This is a genomic window from Streptomyces sp. ActVer (assembly GCF_027270795.1).
Taxonomy (GTDB): Bacteria; Actinomycetota; Actinomycetes; order Streptomycetales; family Streptomycetaceae; genus Streptomyces; species Streptomyces umbrinus_A.
Map to the genome: position 1 here is coordinate 1 of NZ_JAPWHT010000181.1, position 19,092 is coordinate 19,092.

Annotated in this window: 13 protein-coding genes and 3 pseudogenes; 11 read left to right on the top strand and 5 right to left on the bottom strand. The window is 69.7% G+C overall.

Features of this window, described 5'->3' with window-relative positions; translation table 11 throughout:
- Positions 1-1,386 (top strand): hypothetical protein (locus O3Q52_RS27045; protein WP_269651336.1); only part of this gene is annotated, 1,386 nt, incomplete at its 5' end.
- A 43-nt stretch (positions 1,387-1,429) separates the two neighbouring features.
- Here the strand turns inward: O3Q52_RS27045 and O3Q52_RS27050 are convergent.
- Entirely contained in the window at positions 1,430-4,555 is a 3,126-nt protein-coding gene (locus O3Q52_RS27050) for a discoidin domain-containing protein (protein ID WP_269651337.1), read from the bottom strand.
- A 357-nt stretch (positions 4,556-4,912) separates the two neighbouring features.
- Positions 4,913-8,143 carry a fused isobutyryl-CoA mutase/GTPase IcmF gene (gene icmF, locus O3Q52_RS27055; RefSeq protein ID WP_269651338.1) on the bottom strand — a complete coding sequence of 1,077 codons (3,231 nt, stop codon included), beginning with the start codon at positions 8,141-8,143 and terminating at the stop codon, positions 4,913-4,915.
- Positions 8,144-8,421: 278 nt separating this feature from the next.
- Here icmF and O3Q52_RS27060 point away from each other — a divergent pair, with 278 nt between their 5' ends.
- The 4 genes from O3Q52_RS27060 to O3Q52_RS27075 all read left to right on the top strand — a co-directional run bounded on the left by O3Q52_RS27060 (position 8,422) and on the right by O3Q52_RS27075 (position 11,990).
- On the top strand, positions 8,422-9,255 hold the full coding sequence (locus tag O3Q52_RS27060) for a methyltransferase domain-containing protein (RefSeq protein WP_269651339.1): 834 nt from the start codon (positions 8,422-8,424) through the stop codon (positions 9,253-9,255).
- 119 nt (positions 9,256-9,374) lie between these two features.
- Positions 9,375-9,842, top strand: a complete 468-nt coding sequence (rraA, locus tag O3Q52_RS27065; protein ID WP_269651340.1) for a ribonuclease E activity regulator RraA — start codon at positions 9,375-9,377, stop codon at positions 9,840-9,842.
- A 48-nt stretch (positions 9,843-9,890) separates the two neighbouring features.
- The gene (locus O3Q52_RS27070; RefSeq protein WP_269651341.1) at positions 9,891-10,649 is read left to right on the top strand and encodes an IclR family transcriptional regulator; all 759 of its coding nucleotides are present in this window, start codon (positions 9,891-9,893) and stop codon (positions 10,647-10,649) included.
- A gap of 216 nt (positions 10,650-10,865) precedes the next feature.
- Complete coding sequence (locus tag O3Q52_RS27075; RefSeq protein WP_269651347.1) at positions 10,866-11,990, top strand: PP2C family protein-serine/threonine phosphatase; 1,125 nt, start codon at positions 10,866-10,868, stop codon at positions 11,988-11,990.
- On the opposite strand, the gene O3Q52_RS27080 is transcribed toward O3Q52_RS27075, so the two are convergent.
- Together O3Q52_RS27080 and O3Q52_RS27085 are read right to left on the bottom strand one after the other, a co-directional pair.
- Positions 11,962-13,461 (bottom strand): family 43 glycosylhydrolase, encoded by a 1,500-nt coding sequence (locus O3Q52_RS27080; RefSeq protein ID WP_269651342.1) that lies wholly within the window; start codon positions 13,459-13,461, stop codon positions 11,962-11,964. The two genes, O3Q52_RS27075 and O3Q52_RS27080, sit on opposite strands and share 29 nt — an antisense overlap.
- A 13-nt stretch (positions 13,462-13,474) precedes the next feature.
- Positions 13,475-15,211: pseudogene (locus O3Q52_RS27085) on the bottom strand (discoidin domain-containing protein); the annotation flags it as partial.
- A gap of 172 nt (positions 15,212-15,383) precedes the next feature.
- Here O3Q52_RS27085 and O3Q52_RS27090 point away from each other — a divergent pair.
- The 3 genes from O3Q52_RS27090 (at position 15,384) to O3Q52_RS27100 (ending at position 17,334) form a co-directional block, all read left to right on the top strand.
- Positions 15,384-16,181 carry an SGNH/GDSL hydrolase family protein gene (locus O3Q52_RS27090; protein ID WP_269651344.1) on the top strand — a complete coding sequence of 266 codons (798 nt, stop codon included), beginning with the start codon at positions 15,384-15,386 and terminating at the stop codon, positions 16,179-16,181.
- Between the two features lie 109 nt (positions 16,182-16,290).
- A complete protein-coding gene (locus tag O3Q52_RS27095; RefSeq protein ID WP_200400970.1) occupies positions 16,291-16,872 on the top strand; it encodes a PadR family transcriptional regulator in 582 nt (193 codons plus the stop codon).
- A gap of 78 nt (positions 16,873-16,950) precedes the next feature.
- Positions 16,951-17,334: a VOC family protein gene (locus O3Q52_RS27100; protein WP_269651345.1), complete on the top strand. Its 384-nt coding sequence runs from the start codon at positions 16,951-16,953 to the stop codon at positions 17,332-17,334.
- Positions 17,335-17,362: 28 nt separating this feature from the next.
- Here O3Q52_RS27100 and O3Q52_RS27105 read toward each other — a convergent pair.
- Positions 17,363-17,629, bottom strand: a pseudogene (locus O3Q52_RS27105) (glycoside hydrolase family 2 protein); the annotation flags it as partial.
- On the opposite strand from O3Q52_RS27105, the pseudogene O3Q52_RS27110 reads away from it, so the two are divergent.
- The 3 genes and pseudogenes from O3Q52_RS27110 to O3Q52_RS27120 all read left to right on the top strand — a co-directional run.
- Positions 17,630-17,761 (top strand): annotated as a pseudogene (locus O3Q52_RS27110) (SDR family oxidoreductase); the annotation flags it as partial. It abuts the pseudogene before it with no gap.
- Positions 17,762-17,795: 34 nt separating this feature from the next.
- Positions 17,796-18,533, top strand: a complete 738-nt coding sequence (locus O3Q52_RS27115) for a FadR/GntR family transcriptional regulator (protein ID WP_269651346.1) — start codon at positions 17,796-17,798, stop codon at positions 18,531-18,533.
- Positions 18,530-19,092 (top strand): enolase C-terminal domain-like protein (locus O3Q52_RS27120; RefSeq protein WP_332112949.1); only part of this gene is annotated, 563 nt, incomplete at its 3' end. The genes O3Q52_RS27115 and O3Q52_RS27120, both read left to right, overlap by 4 nt.

Consider the following 19,092-nt stretch of genomic DNA (forward strand, 5'->3'; position numbering starts at 1 on the left):
AAGGCGGCCGGCGCCACCCCCGTCGAACAGGCGCTGATCGGCGCGCTGCGGGCCCGCTATCCGCAGGCGGAGGCGGTCGAGGACTGCTCGGTGTGGAACGAGCCCTACGCCGACAGCATGCGCGCCGTGTACGAACTCGCCCCCGACGACCTCGACATCGCCACGCTCTACGCCGACGCGCTGATGAACCTCACCCCGTGGCAGCTGTGGGACCTGCGCACCGGAGAGCCCGCCGAGGGCGCGCGCACGCTCGACGCGAAGGCGGTCCTGGAACGGGCGATCGCCACCGAGGCCGGGGCCCGCCACCCGGGCATCCTGCACATGTACATCCACCTCATGGAGATGTCCTCGGCCCCCGAAACCGCGCTGCCCGTCGCGGACCGGCTGCGCGGCCTGGTCCCCGACGCCGGCCACCTGCAGCACATGCCCACACACCTGGACGTGCTCTGCGGCGACTACCGGCGCGTGGTGTCCGACAACAGCACGGCGATCGTCGCCGACGAGAAGTACCGCGCGCGGGCCGGCGCGATGAACTTCTACACGCTGTACCGGTCGCACAACTACCACTTCAAGATCTACGGCGCGATGTTCCTCGGCCAGTCGAAGACCGCACTGGAGACCGCCGCCCAGCTCGAAGCCTCCATCCCGGAGGACCTGTTGAGGGTGCAGTCCCCGCCGATGGCGGACTGGCTTGAGGCATTCCTCGCCATGCGGGTCCATGCGCTGATCCGGTTCGGCCGCTGGTCCGACATCGTGGAACTGCCGCTGCCCGCCGACCCGAAGCTGTACTGCGCGACGACCGCGATGCTCCACTACGCACGCGGTGTCGCGTTCTCGGCCACCGGCCGGGTCACCGAGGCCGAGGCCGAACGTGAACTGTTCCGCGAAGCCGTCACCCGGGTTCCGGAGACGCGGATGCTGTTCAACAACACCTGCGCCGACATCCTCGCGATCGCGTCGGCGATGCTCGACGGCGAACTGGAGTACCGCAAGGGCAACCACGAGGCCGCCTTCGCGGCCCTGGAACGGTCCATCGAACTGGACGACAACCTGCCCTACGACGAACCGTGGGGCTGGATGCAGCCCACCAGGCACGCGTACGGCGCCCTGCTCCTCGAACAGGGCCGTGTCGAGGAGGCCGAAGCCGTCTACCGGGCCGACCTGGGCCTGGACGACACACTTCCGCGCGCCCTCCAGCACCCCGGCAACGTCTGGGCCCTGCACGGCTTCCACGAATGCCTCGCCCGGCTGGGCAAGGCGGGGGAGGCACAGATCGTTGCCCAGCAACTGAGGATCGCCACGGCGTTGGCGGACGTACCGGTAGAGGCGTCCTGCTTCTGCCGCCTCGAAGCGGTCAACGGCGGTGCCGACGGCGGGTGTTGCTGAAGGGGCGAGGCAACGTCCTCGCCCCCCGAGGTGTTCGGTGCGGTCACTCCTGCCCGACAGTGAGGGCGATGAGTGAGGCAGCGCGCGCGGCCGATGTGATGACCCGTAGTGCCACGTAGCGGGCGGTGCGGTCGGTGCGCAGGACGCCACGCGCCGACAGCCGCGCCGCGCCGCTGTACGTACGGCCGTCCAGGCTGAACTCGACCTGGGACGCCGGGGCATGGCCTCCTCGCCACTGGGTCCGGATCTCGGTGATGTGCTGTTCGGAGCCCAGGTCGACGACCATGCGCCCGTCGGGACCGGGCTTCCATGCGGTGCCCGCGTCGCCGTCGACCGCGGCCCTGGGGTCCGTCATGCCGGGTGGCAACGGCGCGGTCGGGAAGGTGGTGCGGCCGAGTGCCAGGTCGGCGAGGGGGTAGGCCGTGGCACGCGGCACGGTGACGGTGGTGGTGCGGCCCGCCCGGACCGTGGCATCGACGCTCCTGCCCTGTGCCGAGACGGTGACGTGGCAGGAGGGGCCGGAGAGCCGTACGGTGCGGCCGTCGCGCACCTCGGCGCGGAGCCCGACAGGTATGCGGCCGCCGGAGAGGACGAGGCGCGCAGGCGCCAGGGCGGCAGAGGCGGCGGCCAGTTCGGCGTGGAGGGCCGTGCCCGATTCGGTGACGGTCTGAACGCCTTGGTAGAGACGGATCCCCGAGGCAGGCGAACCCGGGATCGTCACGGTGGTGGTCACGGAGTCCGACGAAAGGTTGAACAGGCTCAGGTAGTGGTCGGTGAGAGCTGCCTTCACCTGTGCGGACTGCGTCGAAGGGGTCCTGCGGGCGGCCGCGGTACGCAGTTCCTCGGGGGTTGCGCGGGGGAGTGCCTCGATGAGCACGCTCTCGGCCGGTCCGTCGGAGAGGACGACCGTGTCTCCGTACACCGAGATCGGGTTGGCGCCGCCTCGCACGAGGAGACCCGCGCGGCCGTCGATGTCCAGCCATCCGCCGCGGCTGGTGAGGTCCGGTCGCGGCCAGGCGCTCAGGTCGGTCCACTGCTGCCCGTCGGCCGATCCCTGTATCCGGTACGCACGGCCCGCCGCGGCCTCCCAGCGAAGCGTCACCCTGTCCACGTCCCGAGCCGCGCCCAGGTCGACCGCGATCCAGCTGTCCGCCCGTGGACGGTCCGCGCGCGACACCGCCCAGCGGCTGGTGGCGTTACCGTCGACGGCGAGCCCGGGCTCCTTGCCCGGGTCGAAGGAGGAGGCGGAGGCCGCCGAACCGGCCTCGCGCGCCAGGTCGCCGCCCGGGGCTCCGTCACGTATCTCGAAGGCGTACAGCGAATAGCCGTACGACGGGTCGGGGCGCATCCCGAGCATGCGCAGATGACGGAACCGGGCGCGAGGAAAAGTGAGTTCGTCGACGCGTGGGCCGGCGGACGTGCCACCGCTCCCGGCCACGACCGTCGTGCTTCCCTCGGCCGCACGATAGATGCGCTTCCCGTCCAGCCCCGGCATGCCGGGCATGGTCAGGTTGCGTACCTCCAAGTGGCCCTCGCCGTACGCCGTCCCGGAGGTCGCGTACACGACGGCGCCGGACGGCAGCGTGGTGAACCCCGCGTACCCCCGGTCCAGCGTGAGCAGGCTCGCGCTGCCGTCGAACCCGTCCCGCGTCCGCGAGTACGTGACGACCGAACGCCCGGTGACCTTGGCGCCGGTGCTCGGCAGGAACATCGGGGTCGGACCGCTGAGTGCGAACAGCCAGTCGTCATGGGCCGGTTGCCAGGCGAACTTCACGAAGCCGGACTTGCTGACCGCACCGGACCACGCGCCCGGCGACTGATGGGAGACGAGGCCGGGCCCCGGGCCGTAGTCGGTGACGCCGCTCGCCCGCTCGAAGAGCTCGCGCTGCGACAGGGGACGCACGGGTGCCTGCCCCGACCGGGCCCGCCACTCGTGCAGCAGGTAGCTGATGGCCAGTTCGGCCCGGGCCTCCGGCTCGTACTTGGACTCGCCCGAGAACTTCGCGAGGCGGTACTGCGGCGGGTACTCCTGATACGCCTCCAGGCGCTCGGCGAGGGCCACTTCACAGCGGGCCGCCGCACGGTCGCCGACGACCTGGGCCAGGAAGGCGAGCGGAATGACGTCCCGCCCGTAGAGGTGTTCGCGATCCGCGACCATCGGCATCAGTGGCTCGCCGGCGTCGCTCATCACGCCGAGCAGGGTGCGCCACAACGGCCCGGCGTTCGGCTGTGCCGTGAACACCTCGGGCAGAGCGCGGCCCGCGGCGAGGAAGTGCGCGCTGTTGCGTCCCGAAGTACGCCAGAGTTCTTCCTGATAGTGCGGGCCGAACGAACCGTGGTTCTCGACGATGAACGTGTCATAGAGGTTCTGAGCGGTGTTCGCGCTGACGGCGACCCCGTCCACGCGCGCCGGGTTGGCGAGGTCGGCGGCCGGCAGCCCCGCCTCGTTGCGGCTCCACCGGCCGAACGCGGCGCGCCAGGCCTCGTACCGCGGATCGTCGCTCGCCCAGGCCAGACCGGGGGCCAGCGACTGGGTGTAGACCCCCATCTCCTCCAACTTGGTGTCGCCTTCGAATCCCCCGCTCAGGCCGTGCGGGGTCCAGCTGCCGGAGTCGGGATCGTCGCCCGTGCCCAACTGCGTGGTGAACTGCGCCTGTTCGCGGGCGATGGTGTCGACATTGCGGCGCGTCGCCTCATCGAGGTCGTCCCACAACAGGCGGGCCGCGAGCACGAAGTACGACTGGAACGTGGTGTCCCAGAACAGCCGCCGCCCCCACTTGGTGCCGCCGGTCAGCCGGTTGGACGCCGCGAAGTGCTTCACGGTGGCGACGGTCCTGGCGCGCAGGGTGTCCTTGTCGACTCCGGCACGCCCGGCGTCGTACGGGCCCCGGGTCAGCAGGACGGCGTTGCCGAGTACGACGGCGAAGCCGAAGTCCTTGTCGGTGTAGTGGCCCTGGGCCGGGTCCCATTGCTGCTCCGACCACCGGGTGTGGGAGAGCAGCACGCGGTAGTACGTGTCGGAGACAGGGGCGCCTCCTGGGGCGGCCGCGGTTGTCGCGGCTGAGGCCCGGCCCGAACCGAGGGCGAGCGGGAGGCCGGTCATGATGCCGGAAGCGCCGAGGAGTTGCATGGTTTGACGGCGTGTGAACCCCACGGCGCGCTGCGGCATGGACGCAACCTTTCGACAACGTTGTCAGAGTGTGCGGTCATTCTGTGGTCGCCCCCTCTGCACGTCAAGGCTCTCGGCGTCCCTCGTGGTGCCACGATCGACGACGACAGCAGTCAGGCCCACACCGCGAAGGGGGAGTTCACGGGCGAGCGGCTGCGCACCCAGGGGCTGCCCGATCGACCTGTCCGAGAACACCTCGAAGGGCAAGGCGTTCTGGTTGGAGGCGATGGCGCGGTGAGGCGTCGAGTGGTTCGACGCCACCGCGTGTCCCGTCCGCCAGCCCGATCCCAGGCTGATCCGCTCCACCGGGCCGGCTGGGTGGAGCGAGGCTCTTGAGGGTTGCTGACCGGTGCCGGATCAGACGTTGCGGCGGTACTGGCCCCCCACCTCGAAGAAGGCGTCGGTGATCTGCTGGAGTGAGCAGACCCGGGCGGTCTCCATGAGGACGGCGAAGACGTTGTCACCGCTCACGGCGGTGTCCTTGAGGGCGGCCAGGGCCGCGTGGGCCGGGTCGCGGTGGCGGGACTGGTAGTCGCGCACGCGCTCCAGCTGGGACTGCTTCTCGTCCTCCGTGGCGCGGGCCAGCTCGATGACGACGGGTTCGGCGGTGTCCGCGTGCGGGTTGCGGAAGGTGTTGACGCCGATCAGGGGCAGGGTGCCGTCGTGCTTGCGCTGCTCGTAGAGCATCGACTCGTCCTGGATACGACCGCGCTGATAGCCGGTCTCCATGGCGCCGAGCACGCCGCCCCGCTCGCTGATCCGCTCGAACTCCTGGAGGACGGACTCTTCGACCAGATCGGTGAGCTCGTCGATGATGAACGAGCCCTGGAGGGGGTTCTCGTTCATCGCCAGGCCCCATTCCCTGTTGATGATCAACTGGATGGCCAGGGCCCGGCGGACGGAGTCCTCGGTGGGGGTGGTCACAGCCTCGTCGTAGGCGTTGGTGTGCAGGCTGTTGCAGTTGTCGTAGATGGCGATGAGCGCCTGCAGGGTGGTGCGGATGTCGTTGAAGTCCATCTCCTGTGCGTGCAGGGAGCGTCCTGAGGTCTGGACGTGGTACTTCAGCTTCTGGCTGCGCTCGTTGGCCCCGTACTTCTCCTTCATCGCGACGGCCCAGATCCGGCGGGCGACCCTCCCCAGGACCGAGTACTCCGGGTCCATGCCGTTGGAGAAGAAGAACGACAGGTTGGGGGCGAAGTCGTCGATGTGCATGCCCCGCGCGAGGTACGCCTCCACGTACGTGAAGCCGTTGGCGAGGGTGAAGGCGAGCTGGCTGATGGGGTTCGCCCCGGCTTCGGCGATGTGGTAGCCGGAGATGGACACCGAGTAGAAGTTGCGCACCTTGTTGGCGATGAACCACTCCTGGATGTCCGCCATCATCCGCAGGCTGAACTCGGTGGAGAACAGGCAGGTGTTCTGCCCCTGGTCCTCCTTGAGGATGTCGGCCTGCACCGTGCCACGCACGTTCGCCAGTGCGTGCGCGCGCAGTTCGTCCGTCTCCTCGGGGGAGGGGTCACGGCCCTCGGCGGTGCGGAACCTCTCGATCTGCTGGTCGATGGCGGTGTTGAGGAAGAACGCCAGCACGGTGGGGGCCGGGCCGTTGATCGTCATCGACACCGAGGTCGTCGGCGCGATCAGGTCGAAGCCGTCGTACAGCGTCTTCATGTCGTCCAGGGTCGCCACCGACACGCCCGAGGTGCCGACCTTGCCGTAGATGTCGGGACGCTCGTCCGGGTCGCGGCCGTAGAGGGTGACCGAGTCGAAGGCGGTGGACAGCCGGGTGGCCGGCTGGCCCTCGGACAGCAGCTTGAAGCGTCGGTTGGTGCGGAACGGATCTCCCTCGCCGGCGAACATCCGCGCCGGGTCCTCACCGTCGCGCTTGAAGGGGAACACCCCGGCGGCGAACGGGAAGTGGCCGGGCAGGTTCTCCCGGCGCCAGAACCGCACCAGCTCCCCGTGATCGGCGAACCGGGGCAGTGAGACGCGCGGGATCTTGTTGCCCGAAAGCGACTCGCGCGTCAGCCGGGTGTGGATCTCCTTGTCCCGCGCCTTCACGACCAGCTCGTCGCCGGAGTACGAGGCCACGACGGCGGGCCAGTTGGCGATCTGCTCCCTGACGTCCTGCGGGAGCTGCTTGCGGGCGCCGTCGAGCAGCGACTGGACGTTCCCCGCCTCGGAGCCGGCCGCGACCAGCTCGCCCTCGACGGCCTCCAGGCGCTGAACGCGCCGGGCTGCCTCGGCCAGCAGCTCGGTGGCGGCGTGGTACCCGCGGACCGAGTCGGTGATCTCGGCGAGGTAGCGCACCCGGTCCGCGGGAACGACCTGCCGGATACCGGAGGAGTGGCGCACGTCGACCGCCGCCAGCGTGCCCTCGGACAACGGCAGTCCGTGCTCGGCGAGTGCCGCCTTCACGTACTGGTAGAGCGCGGTGACACCGTCGTCGTTGAACGTGGCCGCCGAGGTGCCGATGACCGGCATGTCCTCGGGCCGCTTCCCGAACGCCTCGCGGTTACGGACCAGTTGGCGGCCCACGTCGCGCAGCGCGTCCTTGGCGCCGCGCCGCTCGAACTTGTTGATCGCCACGACGTCGGCGAAGTCGAGCATGTCGATCTTCTCCAGCTGCGAGGCGGCGCCGAACTCCGGCGTCATCACGTACATCGAGGTGTCCACGAACGGCACGATCGCCGCGTCGCCCTGGCCGATGCCCGGCGTCTCCACGATCACCAGGTCGAAGCCGGCGGCCTTGACCACGTCGATCACCTCGGACAGGTGCTCGGGCAACTCGTGACTGCCGCGGGTGGCCAGGCTCCGGAAGAAGATCCGGTTCCCGTCGAGGGAGTTCATCCGGATCCGGTCACCGAGCAGCGCACCACCGCCACGACGGCGGGTCGGGTCGACCGCGATCACCGCGATCCGCAGCTTGTCCTGCTGGTCGAGACGGAACCGGCGCACCAGCTCGTCGGTGAGCGACGACTTGCCCGAGCCGCCGGTGCCGGTGATGCCGACCACCGGCGTGCTGCGTACGGCCCCGGCGGCACGCAGTTGCTCCAGGAGATCCGTGGGCAGCTTGCCGAGTTCCGCACCGGTGATGGCGCGGGCGATCGCGAACCGGTCGCCCGCCAGGACGGCGGCCGCGTCGGCGGGCTTGCCGTCCCAGAGGTCGAAGTCGCAGTCCTTCACCACCGTGTTGACCATCCCGGCGAGGCCCATGCGCTGGCCGTCCTCCGGGGAGAAGATGGTCACCCCGCTGTTGCGCAGCCGGGTGATCTCCTCGGGCACGATGACGCCGCCCCCGCCGCCCACCACGCGTACGTGCTCGGCTCCCTGCCGGCGCAGCGAGTCGACCAGGTACTCGAAGTACTCCACGTGCCCGCCCTGGTAGGACGAGACCGCCACGCCGTGCGCGTCTTCCTCAAGTGCCGCGTCCACGACCTCCTGCACCGACCGGTTGTGCCCGAGATGGATCACCTCGGCCCCTTGGGACTGGAAGATCCGCCGCATGATGTTGATCGAGGCGTCATGCCCGTCGAACAGCGCCGACGCGGTGACCAGACGGATGGGGTGCACGGGGCGGTGCAGGTCGCTCATGGGGGCCTTCCCAGACAGGTCAGGGGAACGCTGACTGATTAAATAGTAGGACGTCCTAGTAAATTACAGGAGGCGAAGGCGGTGTGAGCAGAAGCACAGGGTGCGCGCGAGTCGGCTCAGTGTCCTGAGAGCCCTCTTGAGAGCCCCCCTGCGGGGGCCCGCGCAGGCTACAGGCTCGCCGACCGCCGACCGCCGACCGGCACGGTGATCACGCCGACCGATCCGTCCAGCCCGACGGGGGAGTCCACGACTGTCCCGCTCAGCGCTAGTTTTCACCCATGAGCCGCCGCCACGTGCCACACGCCTTCACCGCGGTCGACAGCCAGGCCCGGCCGTCCGAGCTCGTCGAGGTCCTGAAGCGGCTGGCCGCCGAGCCGTTCTACGGGGCCTACAAAAAACGGCTGCGAGAACTCCTGCACGCCCGTCCCGGCGGCCGATTCCTCGACGTGGGCGCCGGAGCGGGGGACGGCGCACTGGCTCTGGGCGCCGAATCGGGAGCACGGGTCGTCGGAGCGGACACTTCCCTGACGATGGCCACCGCGATGAAGGGGGCCGGCCTCGGACACGTAGTCGTGGCGGACGGGCACCGGCTCCCGTTCCAGGACTCGTGCTTCGACGGCGCCTGGGCGGATCGCGTGCTCCAGCACGTGAAGGCTCCGGCGCGGGTGGTCGATGAGATGTACCGCGTGGTCCGGCCCGGCGGCCGGATCGTGCTGGCCGACCCCGACTACACCACCCAGGTCCTCGACATCGAGGACCAGCACCTCGCCGCCCAGGTGCTGCGCTTCCGCGCCGAGGTCAACCTGCGCAACGGCACGCTCGCCCATCGGCATGCGGGCATGCTCGCCGCCCGCGCCCTGGAAGACATCGCGGTGGAGGCCCGCACGCTCGTCGTCCGCGACCCGACGGCTGTCGACAACGTGATGGGACTCCGGAGCTGGGCCCACACCGCTGCCGCGCGCGGACACCTCGACGCTGCCGACGCCGACAGGTTCGTCGCCCAGTTCGATCAGGCGGTCCGCACCGGACGCTTCACCTATGCCGTCACGTTCTTCCTGGCCTCAGGAACAGTGCCGATCTCGGCAGTGCCTGCCTGCCACCAGGGGGGTTGACCGCTGACGGAATGTCCTGCCCGCCGGGCCCTCACCGTGTCCCCGTAGGCTTTGGGCCGCGGCTTGTCGAGCGCCGACGGGCCGCCCCAGGTCACCTGAGTCTCAGCGAGGGGAATCCGATGAAGCCCACAGCCGACCTCTACGACGAGCACGGGGACGACCTCCAGTCGTGCACCACCCAGTTCCGGCTCTTCGGTGCCCGGACGTCGTTCGAGGGTGCCGTCACGACGGTGCGATGCCACGAGGACAACGTGATCCTCAAGGCCACCCTCGGGGAGCCCGGCGCGGGGCGGGTGCTCGTCGTCGACGGTGGTGGCTCGCTGGCCGCCGCTCTGATGGGGGACCTCATCGCGGACCTGGGTGCGTCCAGCGGCTGGGAGGGTGTCGTCATCAATGGCGCCGTCCGCGATGTCGAGGCGCTGTCGAAGATCAACATTGGCGTGAAGGCCCTGGGATCCAACCCCCGGAAGAGCCGCAAGGAGGGTGTCGGGGACAGGGACGTCGAGGTTTCCTTCGGCGGAGTGACGTTCAAGCCCGGCTGCCACCTCTACAGCGACACCGACGGGATCCTCGTCACTCGCGCGTAGGGCTCTGCTCGCCTTGCCCCCGTCGCCCGTCCGGCGCACGCTGGTGTCATGGGCGAGCACGACGGCCCCACCCTCATCACGTCCGTCCAGCGGGCCTTCCGCCTCCTGGAGGCCGTCAGCGCGCACCAGAACGGGGCGCCCGCGAAGCAGCTGGCCCGCGAGACGGGCCTGCCCCTGGCCACCGCCTATCACCTGCTGCGGACGCTGGTCCACGACGGATACCTGCGGAAGCTGGACGACGGCGGCTTCGTCCTGGGCGACAAACTGCAGGTGATGCAGAGCACGGGGCGTGGCCAGGCGCTGCCCAGCCGGGTCCGCCCCACGCTCGCCGCGCTGCGCGACGAGCTCACGACCGCCGCCTACCTCACCTTCTACGAGGAGGGCGAGATCCGGGTCGCCGAGATCGTCGACGGCCCCCGGGCGCCCCGCGTCGACCTCTGGGTGGGGTTCGAGGACGCGGGCCATGCCACCGCGCTGGGCAAGGCCGTGCTCAGGGAACTGGATGAGGAGAACCGCAAGGACTACCTCTCCAGGCACCACCTCGCCGACCTCACACCACGGACGATCACCAGCAGGCCGGAACTGCTCCGGCGCCTGGACACCTCGCCCGCGGCCCCGGCCGTCACGGACCTGGAGGAGTACGCCCTGGGCACGGTCTGTGTCGCCGTGCCCGTCTACAGCGGGGACACGCTCGGCTCGCTCGGTGTCTCGATGCCGGTCGACCGGCTCTCCCGGCTGCAGGACATCCGGGAACGGCTGATCCCGACCGCGAACCGCGTGACCAGGAGCCTGTCGCTCACTATCTGAAAATCCGCTTCTTGTGACGCCCGCGCCAACACCGTTTCCTGGATGAAACCGACATTCCAGGAATGTGCGCCGTGCACAGGTGAGGACAGCGGACGAAGTATGAGTCAGGCCCGTGATCATGGCGGCAACCACTGGTCCATACGGACACTCAGGAACCGAGTGACCGATCCCGGGGCTTCGGCACGCGGCCGGGCCACCGCGCGGCTTGCCGTCGGGATGCCGGTACTGCACGTACTGCCCGTGCTGATCGTCTCCGTCGTCGTGCTCGCGGACTTCGTCGGCGGAGCCGGGATGGTCTGGCTGCCCCTCCTCGCGGCGGGGCCCGCGCTGGCCGCCACCACGAACGGGCCGCGCGGTGTCGTGTGCGTCGGTGTCCTCGCCGCGGTCCTCGGTGCGACGCTCGGCACCCGGGACGGCGTTCCGGGCGGCCAGCTGGCGGCCGTACTGTGCGCCCTGGCCGCCGTCACCGTGGCGAGTGGCCTGGCCAGCGCGCTGCGCGGGCGCCGTGACCGGGTGCTCGCCGCCGTCCGCTCGGTCGCGGAGACCGCCCAGCACGCGCTGCTCAAACCCGTACCGGCGACCGTCGGCCCGTTCCAGGTGGCCGTCCGCTACAGCGCCGCTGCGGCCGAGGCCCGTATCGGCGGGGATCTCTACGCACTGATACCGACCCCGTACGGAGTGCGGCTGATCGTCGGCGATGTGCGGGGCAAGGGACTCCCGGCCGTGGGGACCGCCGCTCTGGTGCTCGGTGTCTTCCGTGAGGCCGCCTACGACGAGCCCGACCTCCTGGCCGTCATAGACAGGATCGAGCGGAGCCTGGCGCGCAACCTCGGTTGCGACGACTTCGTCACCGCCGTGGTCGCCGGTTACTCACAGACAGGGCAGCTGGAGGTGGTGAACTGCGGACACGCGCCTCCGCTGCTGATACGCGCGTCCGGAGGCGTCGAGGCGGTGGAGCCCACGCATCCGGCTCCGCCCCTCGGCCTGCGCGCCCTCACGAAGCACACCCCCGCCCTGGAGATCGTGCCGTTCACGGACGGGGATCAGCTGCTGCTCTACACCGACGGGGTCACCGAGGCCCGCGACCGCGGCCGTGAGTTCTACCAGCTCGCCGATGGGCTGGCACGCCACGTGTCCGACGAGCCGGCCCGCACCCTCACCGCGCTGCACGACGAACTGCTGTCGCATGTCGGCGGTCGGCTGCACGACGACGCGGCGCTGCTCCTGCTCCGCAAACCGACGCTCCGGGAAGTGGTGGTTCCCGAACCGACGGTCTGCGGAGCGAGCGAAGCCACTGGTTCCGAAGCGACCGTTACTCGCCCGACGGCGCCGTCAGCGTGACGCCGAGGGCCACCGGTGTGCCGAAGTTCGGCGTGCCGTCGGCGTTCCAGGTGAACTTCTGCGCCCGCGTGGACCGGTTCATGTCGCAGCCGCCGCCCGCGGAGTTGTTCGCGTGGTAGACGATCCAGTCCTCGGCCCCGTCCGGCGACTTGAAGAAGCCGTTGTGGCCGGGCCCGTACACACCGTTGGCGTTGGACCGCTGGAAGACCGGGTTCGGTGACTTGACCCAGGAGGAGGAGTTGAGCGGGTCACCTCCGTTGTACGTGAGCATCCCCAGCTTGTAGTCGGGCGTGGAGCAGTGACTGGCGGAGTAGACGATGAACGTCCTGCCGCCCCGCTGGAGGACCTCGGCGCCCTCGTTGACCGCGCCGCCCACCGTCTCCCAGCTGTAGGTGGGAGTGGACAGCACCCGGCGTGTGCCGCTCGCGGTCCATGGGTTCGACAGCGGCCGGATGAACATGGGCTGCGAGCCGTTGTAGAACGTGCCGAGGAGGTAGAGCTGTCCGTTCAACTGCAGGATGCCGGGGTCCAGTTCCCAGGTGTTGTCCTGGGTCGGGTCGAGCAGGTCGGCCTTGAAGCTGTAGGGGCCCATCGGGTCCAGGCCCGCGCTCTCCAGGACATGGATCCGCTGGGTGCCCAGGTCGTACGGCTCCCGCCCGGCCGTGTAGTAGAAGTACCACCGCTTCCCGTTGGGACCGTCGAGCAGGTGGAACTCCGGAGCCCACATCGTGCCGGCCCCGTTGGGCCTGGTGAGGTTGAAGATCACCTGGTCGGAGGCCGCGGCGAGGCCCGCCAGGGTGCTGGCCTTGCGCATGGTGACCGTCGAGTTCCAGGTGGTCGTGGCGAGGTAGTAGTAGCCGTCGTAGTACGTCAGCCAGGGGTCGGGTCCGCGCCGGGAGAGCGGGTTGGTGAACGTGCCCGGGCCCGTGCCGCCGCCGGTGAAGCCGGGCAGGCGCCACACCCTGCCGTTCCCCGTACCGCACTGCAACTGCACCAGGCCTGTGTTCGAGGCCGACGAACCACCGCTCGGCACGACGCATTTGCCGGAGCCGACGGAGACGAGGTTGAACGTCCTGTCGGTTCCACCGACGGTCACGGGCACGAGCCGCCACTGCTGGTTCGTTCCGTTGTGGCAGGTCCACTGGATGATCGTGGCGTTGTCCGCGGTGGACGCGCCGTACACGTCGACACACTGGCCGGAGGCGTGCGTACTGATCGTGTAGGTGTCGGACGTCCCCGCGACCGGGGTGAAGCCGAAGGACTGGCTCGTACCGGAAGCGCATGTGTTGGCGCGGAGCTGTGTTCCGCTGGTCGTCGAACTGCCGGGTACGTCAAGGCAGTTGGAGCCGTTCTGGTTCACTCCCGTCGAGGTGAACGTGACGGCGGCGGCCGCGTGCGGCGGTGCCACCAGGAAGGCGATCACCATGGTGAGCACGGCGGTGAGCACGGACAGGCATCTGGAACGAGTCACTTGGGCACCCCCTTCATCGCTTGGTGATCGTGCTCGGGCCGTACGCCTTCGCCTCCAGAAGCCCCACGGAGTCGGTGCCGTTCCCGGTGAGGAGCACCCGTAGCCGTGTGGTGCTCGTGGCGGTGAAGGTGACGGTGTTGTACTGGTTCTTGGCCAGCGGGTAGCCGCCCGCACCGGGCACGTCGACGTAGGCGCTGCCGTTCCAGTACTGCAGCTTCCACGAGGCGGGCATGTCGATGCCCTGGTCGTCGTCGAAGAAGTACACCTCGGCCCTGTCGAGGGTCTTCGCGGACGGCCAGGTCAACTCGGCCCACTGCTGGCCGGTCTCCGGCCAGGTCCCCCAGCGCGGATTCACGGTGTCGTTGGACGACGGCGGATCGATCCCGTCGTTGACCGCGGTGACGGTCTCCCAGGAGGAGGTGTACGACGCGGACGTCGTCGCGGACCCCGCCTGATTGACCGGTGGCTGAACGCCGCCCCGGTTGAACACCTTGACCTCGGTGAGGCCCGTCTTCGCCCCGGACGCGTTGGTGGCCAGAACCCGTATGCGCTGGGCGCTGATCGCCGGGAACTGCACCACGTTGTAGTTGGCCCGGGGCGCGGCCGGACTCTTGGCCTGCCCGGGTGCGCTCACCCATGAACTGCCGTTGTAGTACTGGATGGTGTACGCGGACGGAGCCCGGTAGGTGGTACTGGCCGGGCGGCTGTCCTTGAAGTACAGGCGCACCTCGTTGAGCGTGCGGGCGGCGCCGAGGTTCAGCTCGTACCAGTCCTGGCTGTTGGGGGAGCCGCCCGCGCCCCAGAAGGGTTCGTTGGTGGGGTAGCCGTCGACCGCGCCGGAGGCGGCGCTGCCGGACCCGGTGTGGGAGGCGGACACGGTCGCCCCGGACGCGAGGTTGGTGAGGTCGGCGGTCAGGTCGACGCCGGCCTTGGCGAGCATGTCAACCATCTGGGGGCTGTTCTGCACGACCTGGTTGGGGGCCTCCAGCCCGGCGACGGACGTGTGGTTGGTGACCGTGCCGCTCGTGGTGACGTCACCGGTGGCCGGGTCCCAGGTGAAGGGCACGGGCGAGCTGACGGTGGCGGCCCGGCTGCCGTTGACGTAGATCGAGTACCCCTCGGGCACGCCGGGGTAGCGCACCACGCCGTCGGCCGGGTCGTCCCAGACGATGGAGAGATCGGCGCCCCGGTAGCGGAGGTTGTTGACGGTGAAGTGGCTCCAGCCGATGTCGATGGGGGAGAGCTCGACCTTGGCGTCGTTACGGGGCCGCAGACCGGCGACGTCCTCGATCACGGTCCAGTTGCTGCTGCCCAGGATGTTGTGGTGGATCCAGGAGCGGTAGTCGATCGAGCTGCCGTTCCAGTCGGCCCAGAACTCGTTGGCGTCCGGCCACTGGGTGTTGCCGCCGACGTACTGCGCCCAGGTGTTCCAGTACAGGAGCTTCTTGTAGTCGGTCGCGCTCATCCAGGAGTTGGAGTAGTTGCGCAACACCGACGAGTACAGCCGGAACTGGACGGTCGAGTTGATGGTGGAGAAGTTGTTCGAGCCCGGGTTGCCCGCGTCGGCGGCCGCCTTCTTGTCGACCTGGTTGGCCGTGTAGAACGGGAAGATCGGATACTGGGCCGGGTCGTCGTACAGCCGCAGCGCCTGCTTGTAGGCAGTGGTGTTGGGGACGGCTCCGACCGAGAACGGGTAGTAGTTGTTGATCTCCTTCCAGGGCACCCATTCGTTGGTCGACTTCAGCCGGTGTCTACGCAGCCATGCGGTTGGCGTCAAGAGCTCCGGCTCGCATCAGGAGCCTTGTCCCCGTATGAGTTGTGCACTTCCTGGGATAGTCAACTATCTTAATAGACGACTAATTAGTTATCCGCTCTCGCTCAGTCGGTAGCGGGGGGTCTGGGCTGGGAGAAGGCGGGCGACCATGGCGAAAAGTGGCTACGCGCGGTACGTCGCTCTGGGTGACAGTCAGACCGAGGGCCTCGGCGACGACGACGGCACCGGGAATCCGAGAGGGTGGGCGGACCGGCTCGCCGAGCAGATCGCGCGGACCGACCCCGGGCTCCTGTACGCCAACCTCGCCGTCCGTGGGCGTCTCGCGGGTGAGGTGCGCTCGGAGCAGTTGGAGCCCGCGCTGGCACTGCGCCCGGATCTGGCGACGGTCGTCGCCGGTGTCAACGACGTGCTGCGTCCCAGTTTCGACGCGGACGAGGTGGCCGAGCACCTGGAGGCGATGTTCGCCGCGCTCACCGGGAGCGGTGCCCGCGTCGCGACGCTGACCTTCCCCGACTTCGCGCGGATCGTCCCCGCCGCCAGACCCATCGCCCACCGGGTCACCGCTCTGAACAGCCGCATTCGCGAGGCGGCCCGACGCCACGGTGTCGTGGTGGCCGACGCGGAGTCTCACCCGGTGGTCACCGACCTCCGGCTGTGGAGCCCCGACCGGCTGCATGCGAGCCCGCGCGGGCATGCCCTGATCGCCGCCGCGGTCGCGGAGGCACTCGCCGTACCGGGAAGCGACGACACCTGGATCCGGCCTCTGTCCGACGACGCGCCCAGGCATTCGAGGCTGCGAGTCGTCGGGACCGAGCTGCGCTGGGCCGGCTCCTTCCTCGGACCCTGGCTCGCCCGCCGCGTGCGCGGCCGCTCGTCCGGCGACGGCCGGGAGGCCAAGCGGCCCACCCTGCTTCCGGTGACCCAGGCCATCGAGGGCCCCTCCTGAACAACGCCTTCCGGCAAGGACAAGTGCAAGGGCAAGCGTCGCAGGCCGCCCGCGGGGCCCCGTTCATAGTCGTCGCATTGAGTAATCAACAGGCTGTTAGGTTGGATTCATGGCTCTTCGCAACGCGGTGATGGCGGCGCTTCTGGAGGGTGAGGCGTCGGGGTACGACCTTGCCAAGGGGTTCGAGGCGTCGGTCGCCAACTTCTGGATGGCCACACCGCAGCAGATCTACCGCGAGCTGGAGCGTATGGAAGGCGAGGGCCTCGTCGCCGCCCGCGTCGTTCAGCAGGAGCGCCGTCCGAACAAGCGGCTGTTCTCGCTCACCGAGGAAGGCCTTGCCGCCGTACGGGCCTACACCGCCGAACCTCCCGCCAAACCGACCGCGATCCGGGACGAGTTGCTGGTCAAGGTGCAGTGCGTGGACGTCGGTGACATGGAGGCCGTACGAACCGCCATCGCCCAGCGCATGGAACTGGCCGCGACCAAGATCGCGCGCTATGAGCGGGTACGGGAATGGCTGTTGGCCGGACGTACCGAGGACGAGTACTTCACCACCGCCGAGCGCATCGGCCCCTATCTCACCTGCCTGCGGGGCCTGTCCCTCGAACGGGACAACCTGACCTGGGGCGAGGTGGCCCTCAAGCGGCTCGCACAGCGCGCGGAGGCGCTCGCTTCCCCGGCACGCGACTGAGCGCGTACGTCCCTGCCGTGATCTCGCGATTGCTCGCGCCGCGGCCGACCCGCGGGCCGTCTATGTACACTCCCCGGCATGGCATGCCGCATCAGTGAACTGGTTCTCGACTGTGCCGATCCCGAGCGGCTCGCCGCATTCTGGTGCGAGGTCCTCGGCTACGTAGAGCTCGACCGGGAGGACGACGGAAGCATCGAGATCGGGCCGCCCGATGCCGGCTTCGGCGGCCCGCAGCCCACCCTCGTCCTGAGCCCCAGCAGCGACCCGCGCAGGGGGAAGCTCCCACTGCACATCGATGTCAACGCCACCGACCGCGACCAGGACGCCGAGTTGGAGCGGCTGCTCGCCCTCGGCGCCAGGCCCGCCGACGTCGGCCAGACCGGCGCCGAGAACTGGCACACCCTGGCCGACCCGGAAGGCAACGAGTTCTGCCTCCTGCACACCCGGCTCAAGCCCCTCTGACCTGGCCGGGGGTGCGTCGGACAGGGACCTACGGGCGCGCTGTCGCAGGGCGGCTGTTGTACGCCTCCACCTTCAGGAGCGGGCGGTGCGAGGGCAGAGCGCGGGCGGGCCAGGACAGGGTGACGGTCTGTGACTCGCCGGGCAGCAGCCACAGGTAGTTGTCGCTGTAGAGCGTCGGCAGGACGCGATGGCCGGTCTTGTCGTTCAGCAGGGACAGCCGGACCATGGCGGCGACGGACCGACCGTGGTTGCGGATGGTGGCGGTCAGTTCGTGACGGGCCCCGGACCGGGACAGGCGCGCCGCTTCGGCTCCCCCGAGGAGGTCGCCGCGGCCATCGCGTTCCTCAGCGCCGACGAAGCCTCCTACATCACCGGGACGAGTCTCGTCGTGGACGGCGGCTGGGGCGTCGTCAATGCCTCCGCATGACCACGCTCCCTCAACAGCAGAAAGGCTGTACGACATGACGCCCTATGCCCGTCGCGGCGTGCACGGCCAGACCGTGGAACTCCTCGCCCGCCGCATCCTGGGCGGTGAGATCCCCGAGGGGGCCACGCTGGACCTGGTGGCGCTGCAGAGCGAGCTGGACGTGAGCCTGACCGCGCTGCGCGAGTCGCTCAAGGTGCTCGCCGCCAAGGGAATGGTCGACGCCCGCCAACGGCGCGGCACCTTCGTGCGCACCCGCGCCGAGTGGAACCTGCTCGACGCCGACGTGCTGCGCTGGCAGTTCGAGGGCGGCCGCACCAACGCCTCCGACCGGGCGCTGCTGCACAACCTCGCCGAAGTACGCGCCATCATCGAACCCGCCGCCGTGCGCCTGGCCGCCGAGCGCCGCACCGACGAGGACCTGGCCGCCCTGGACGGCGCACTGGCGGCGATGGGGGAGCACGACCACGACGCCGCCCACGCCGTCGAGGCCGACCTCGCCTTCCACCGCGCCCTGCTCAACGCCACCCACAACGAACTCCTCGAACGTATGGAGATGGTCATCGAGTCGGGCCTGGCCCACCGCGACCGCATCGTGCACAGCTCCCCGCACAGCGAGGACCCGGTCCCGGCCCACCGCGCCGTCCTGGACGCCGTACGCGACCGGGACCCGGGGGCCGCCGAGGCCGCGATGCGTGCCCTGCTCGACCAGGCCGGCCGCGATCTGGACCGTGTCGGCGACTCCGAAGAAGCGGAAGGCTCCCGGTCTCAGTGAAGATCACCCGAATCGAAACCTTCCTGGTCCCGCCCCGCTGGCTGTTCTGCCGCGTCGAGACCGACGAGGGCGTGGTCGGCTGGGGAGAACCGGTCGTCGAGGGGCGCGCCGAAGTCGTCCGGGCCGCCGTCGACGTCCTGGCCGAATACCTCGTCGGCCAGGACCCGCTGCGCATCCAGGACCACTGGCAGGTCCTCACCAAGGGCGGCTTCTACCGGGGCGGCCCGGTCCTCTCCAGCGCCGTCGCCGGCCTCGACCAGGCCCTGTGGGACATAGCCGGGAAGGCGTACGGAGCCCCTGTGCACGCCCTGCTCGGCGGTCCGGTGCGCGACAGTGTCCGGGTCTACGCCTGGGTGGGCGGCGACGAACCCGCCGAGCTGAGCGAGCAGATAGCAGCCCAGGTCGAAGCGGGCTTCACCGCGGTGAAGATGAACGCCGCCGGGGCCACCTCACCGGTCCCCACCGCCGCCGAAACCGCCGCGGTGCTCGCCCGCGTGGCTGCCGCCCGTGAGGCGCTCGGCCCGGATCGCGACGTGGCCGTCGACTTCCACGGCCGCAG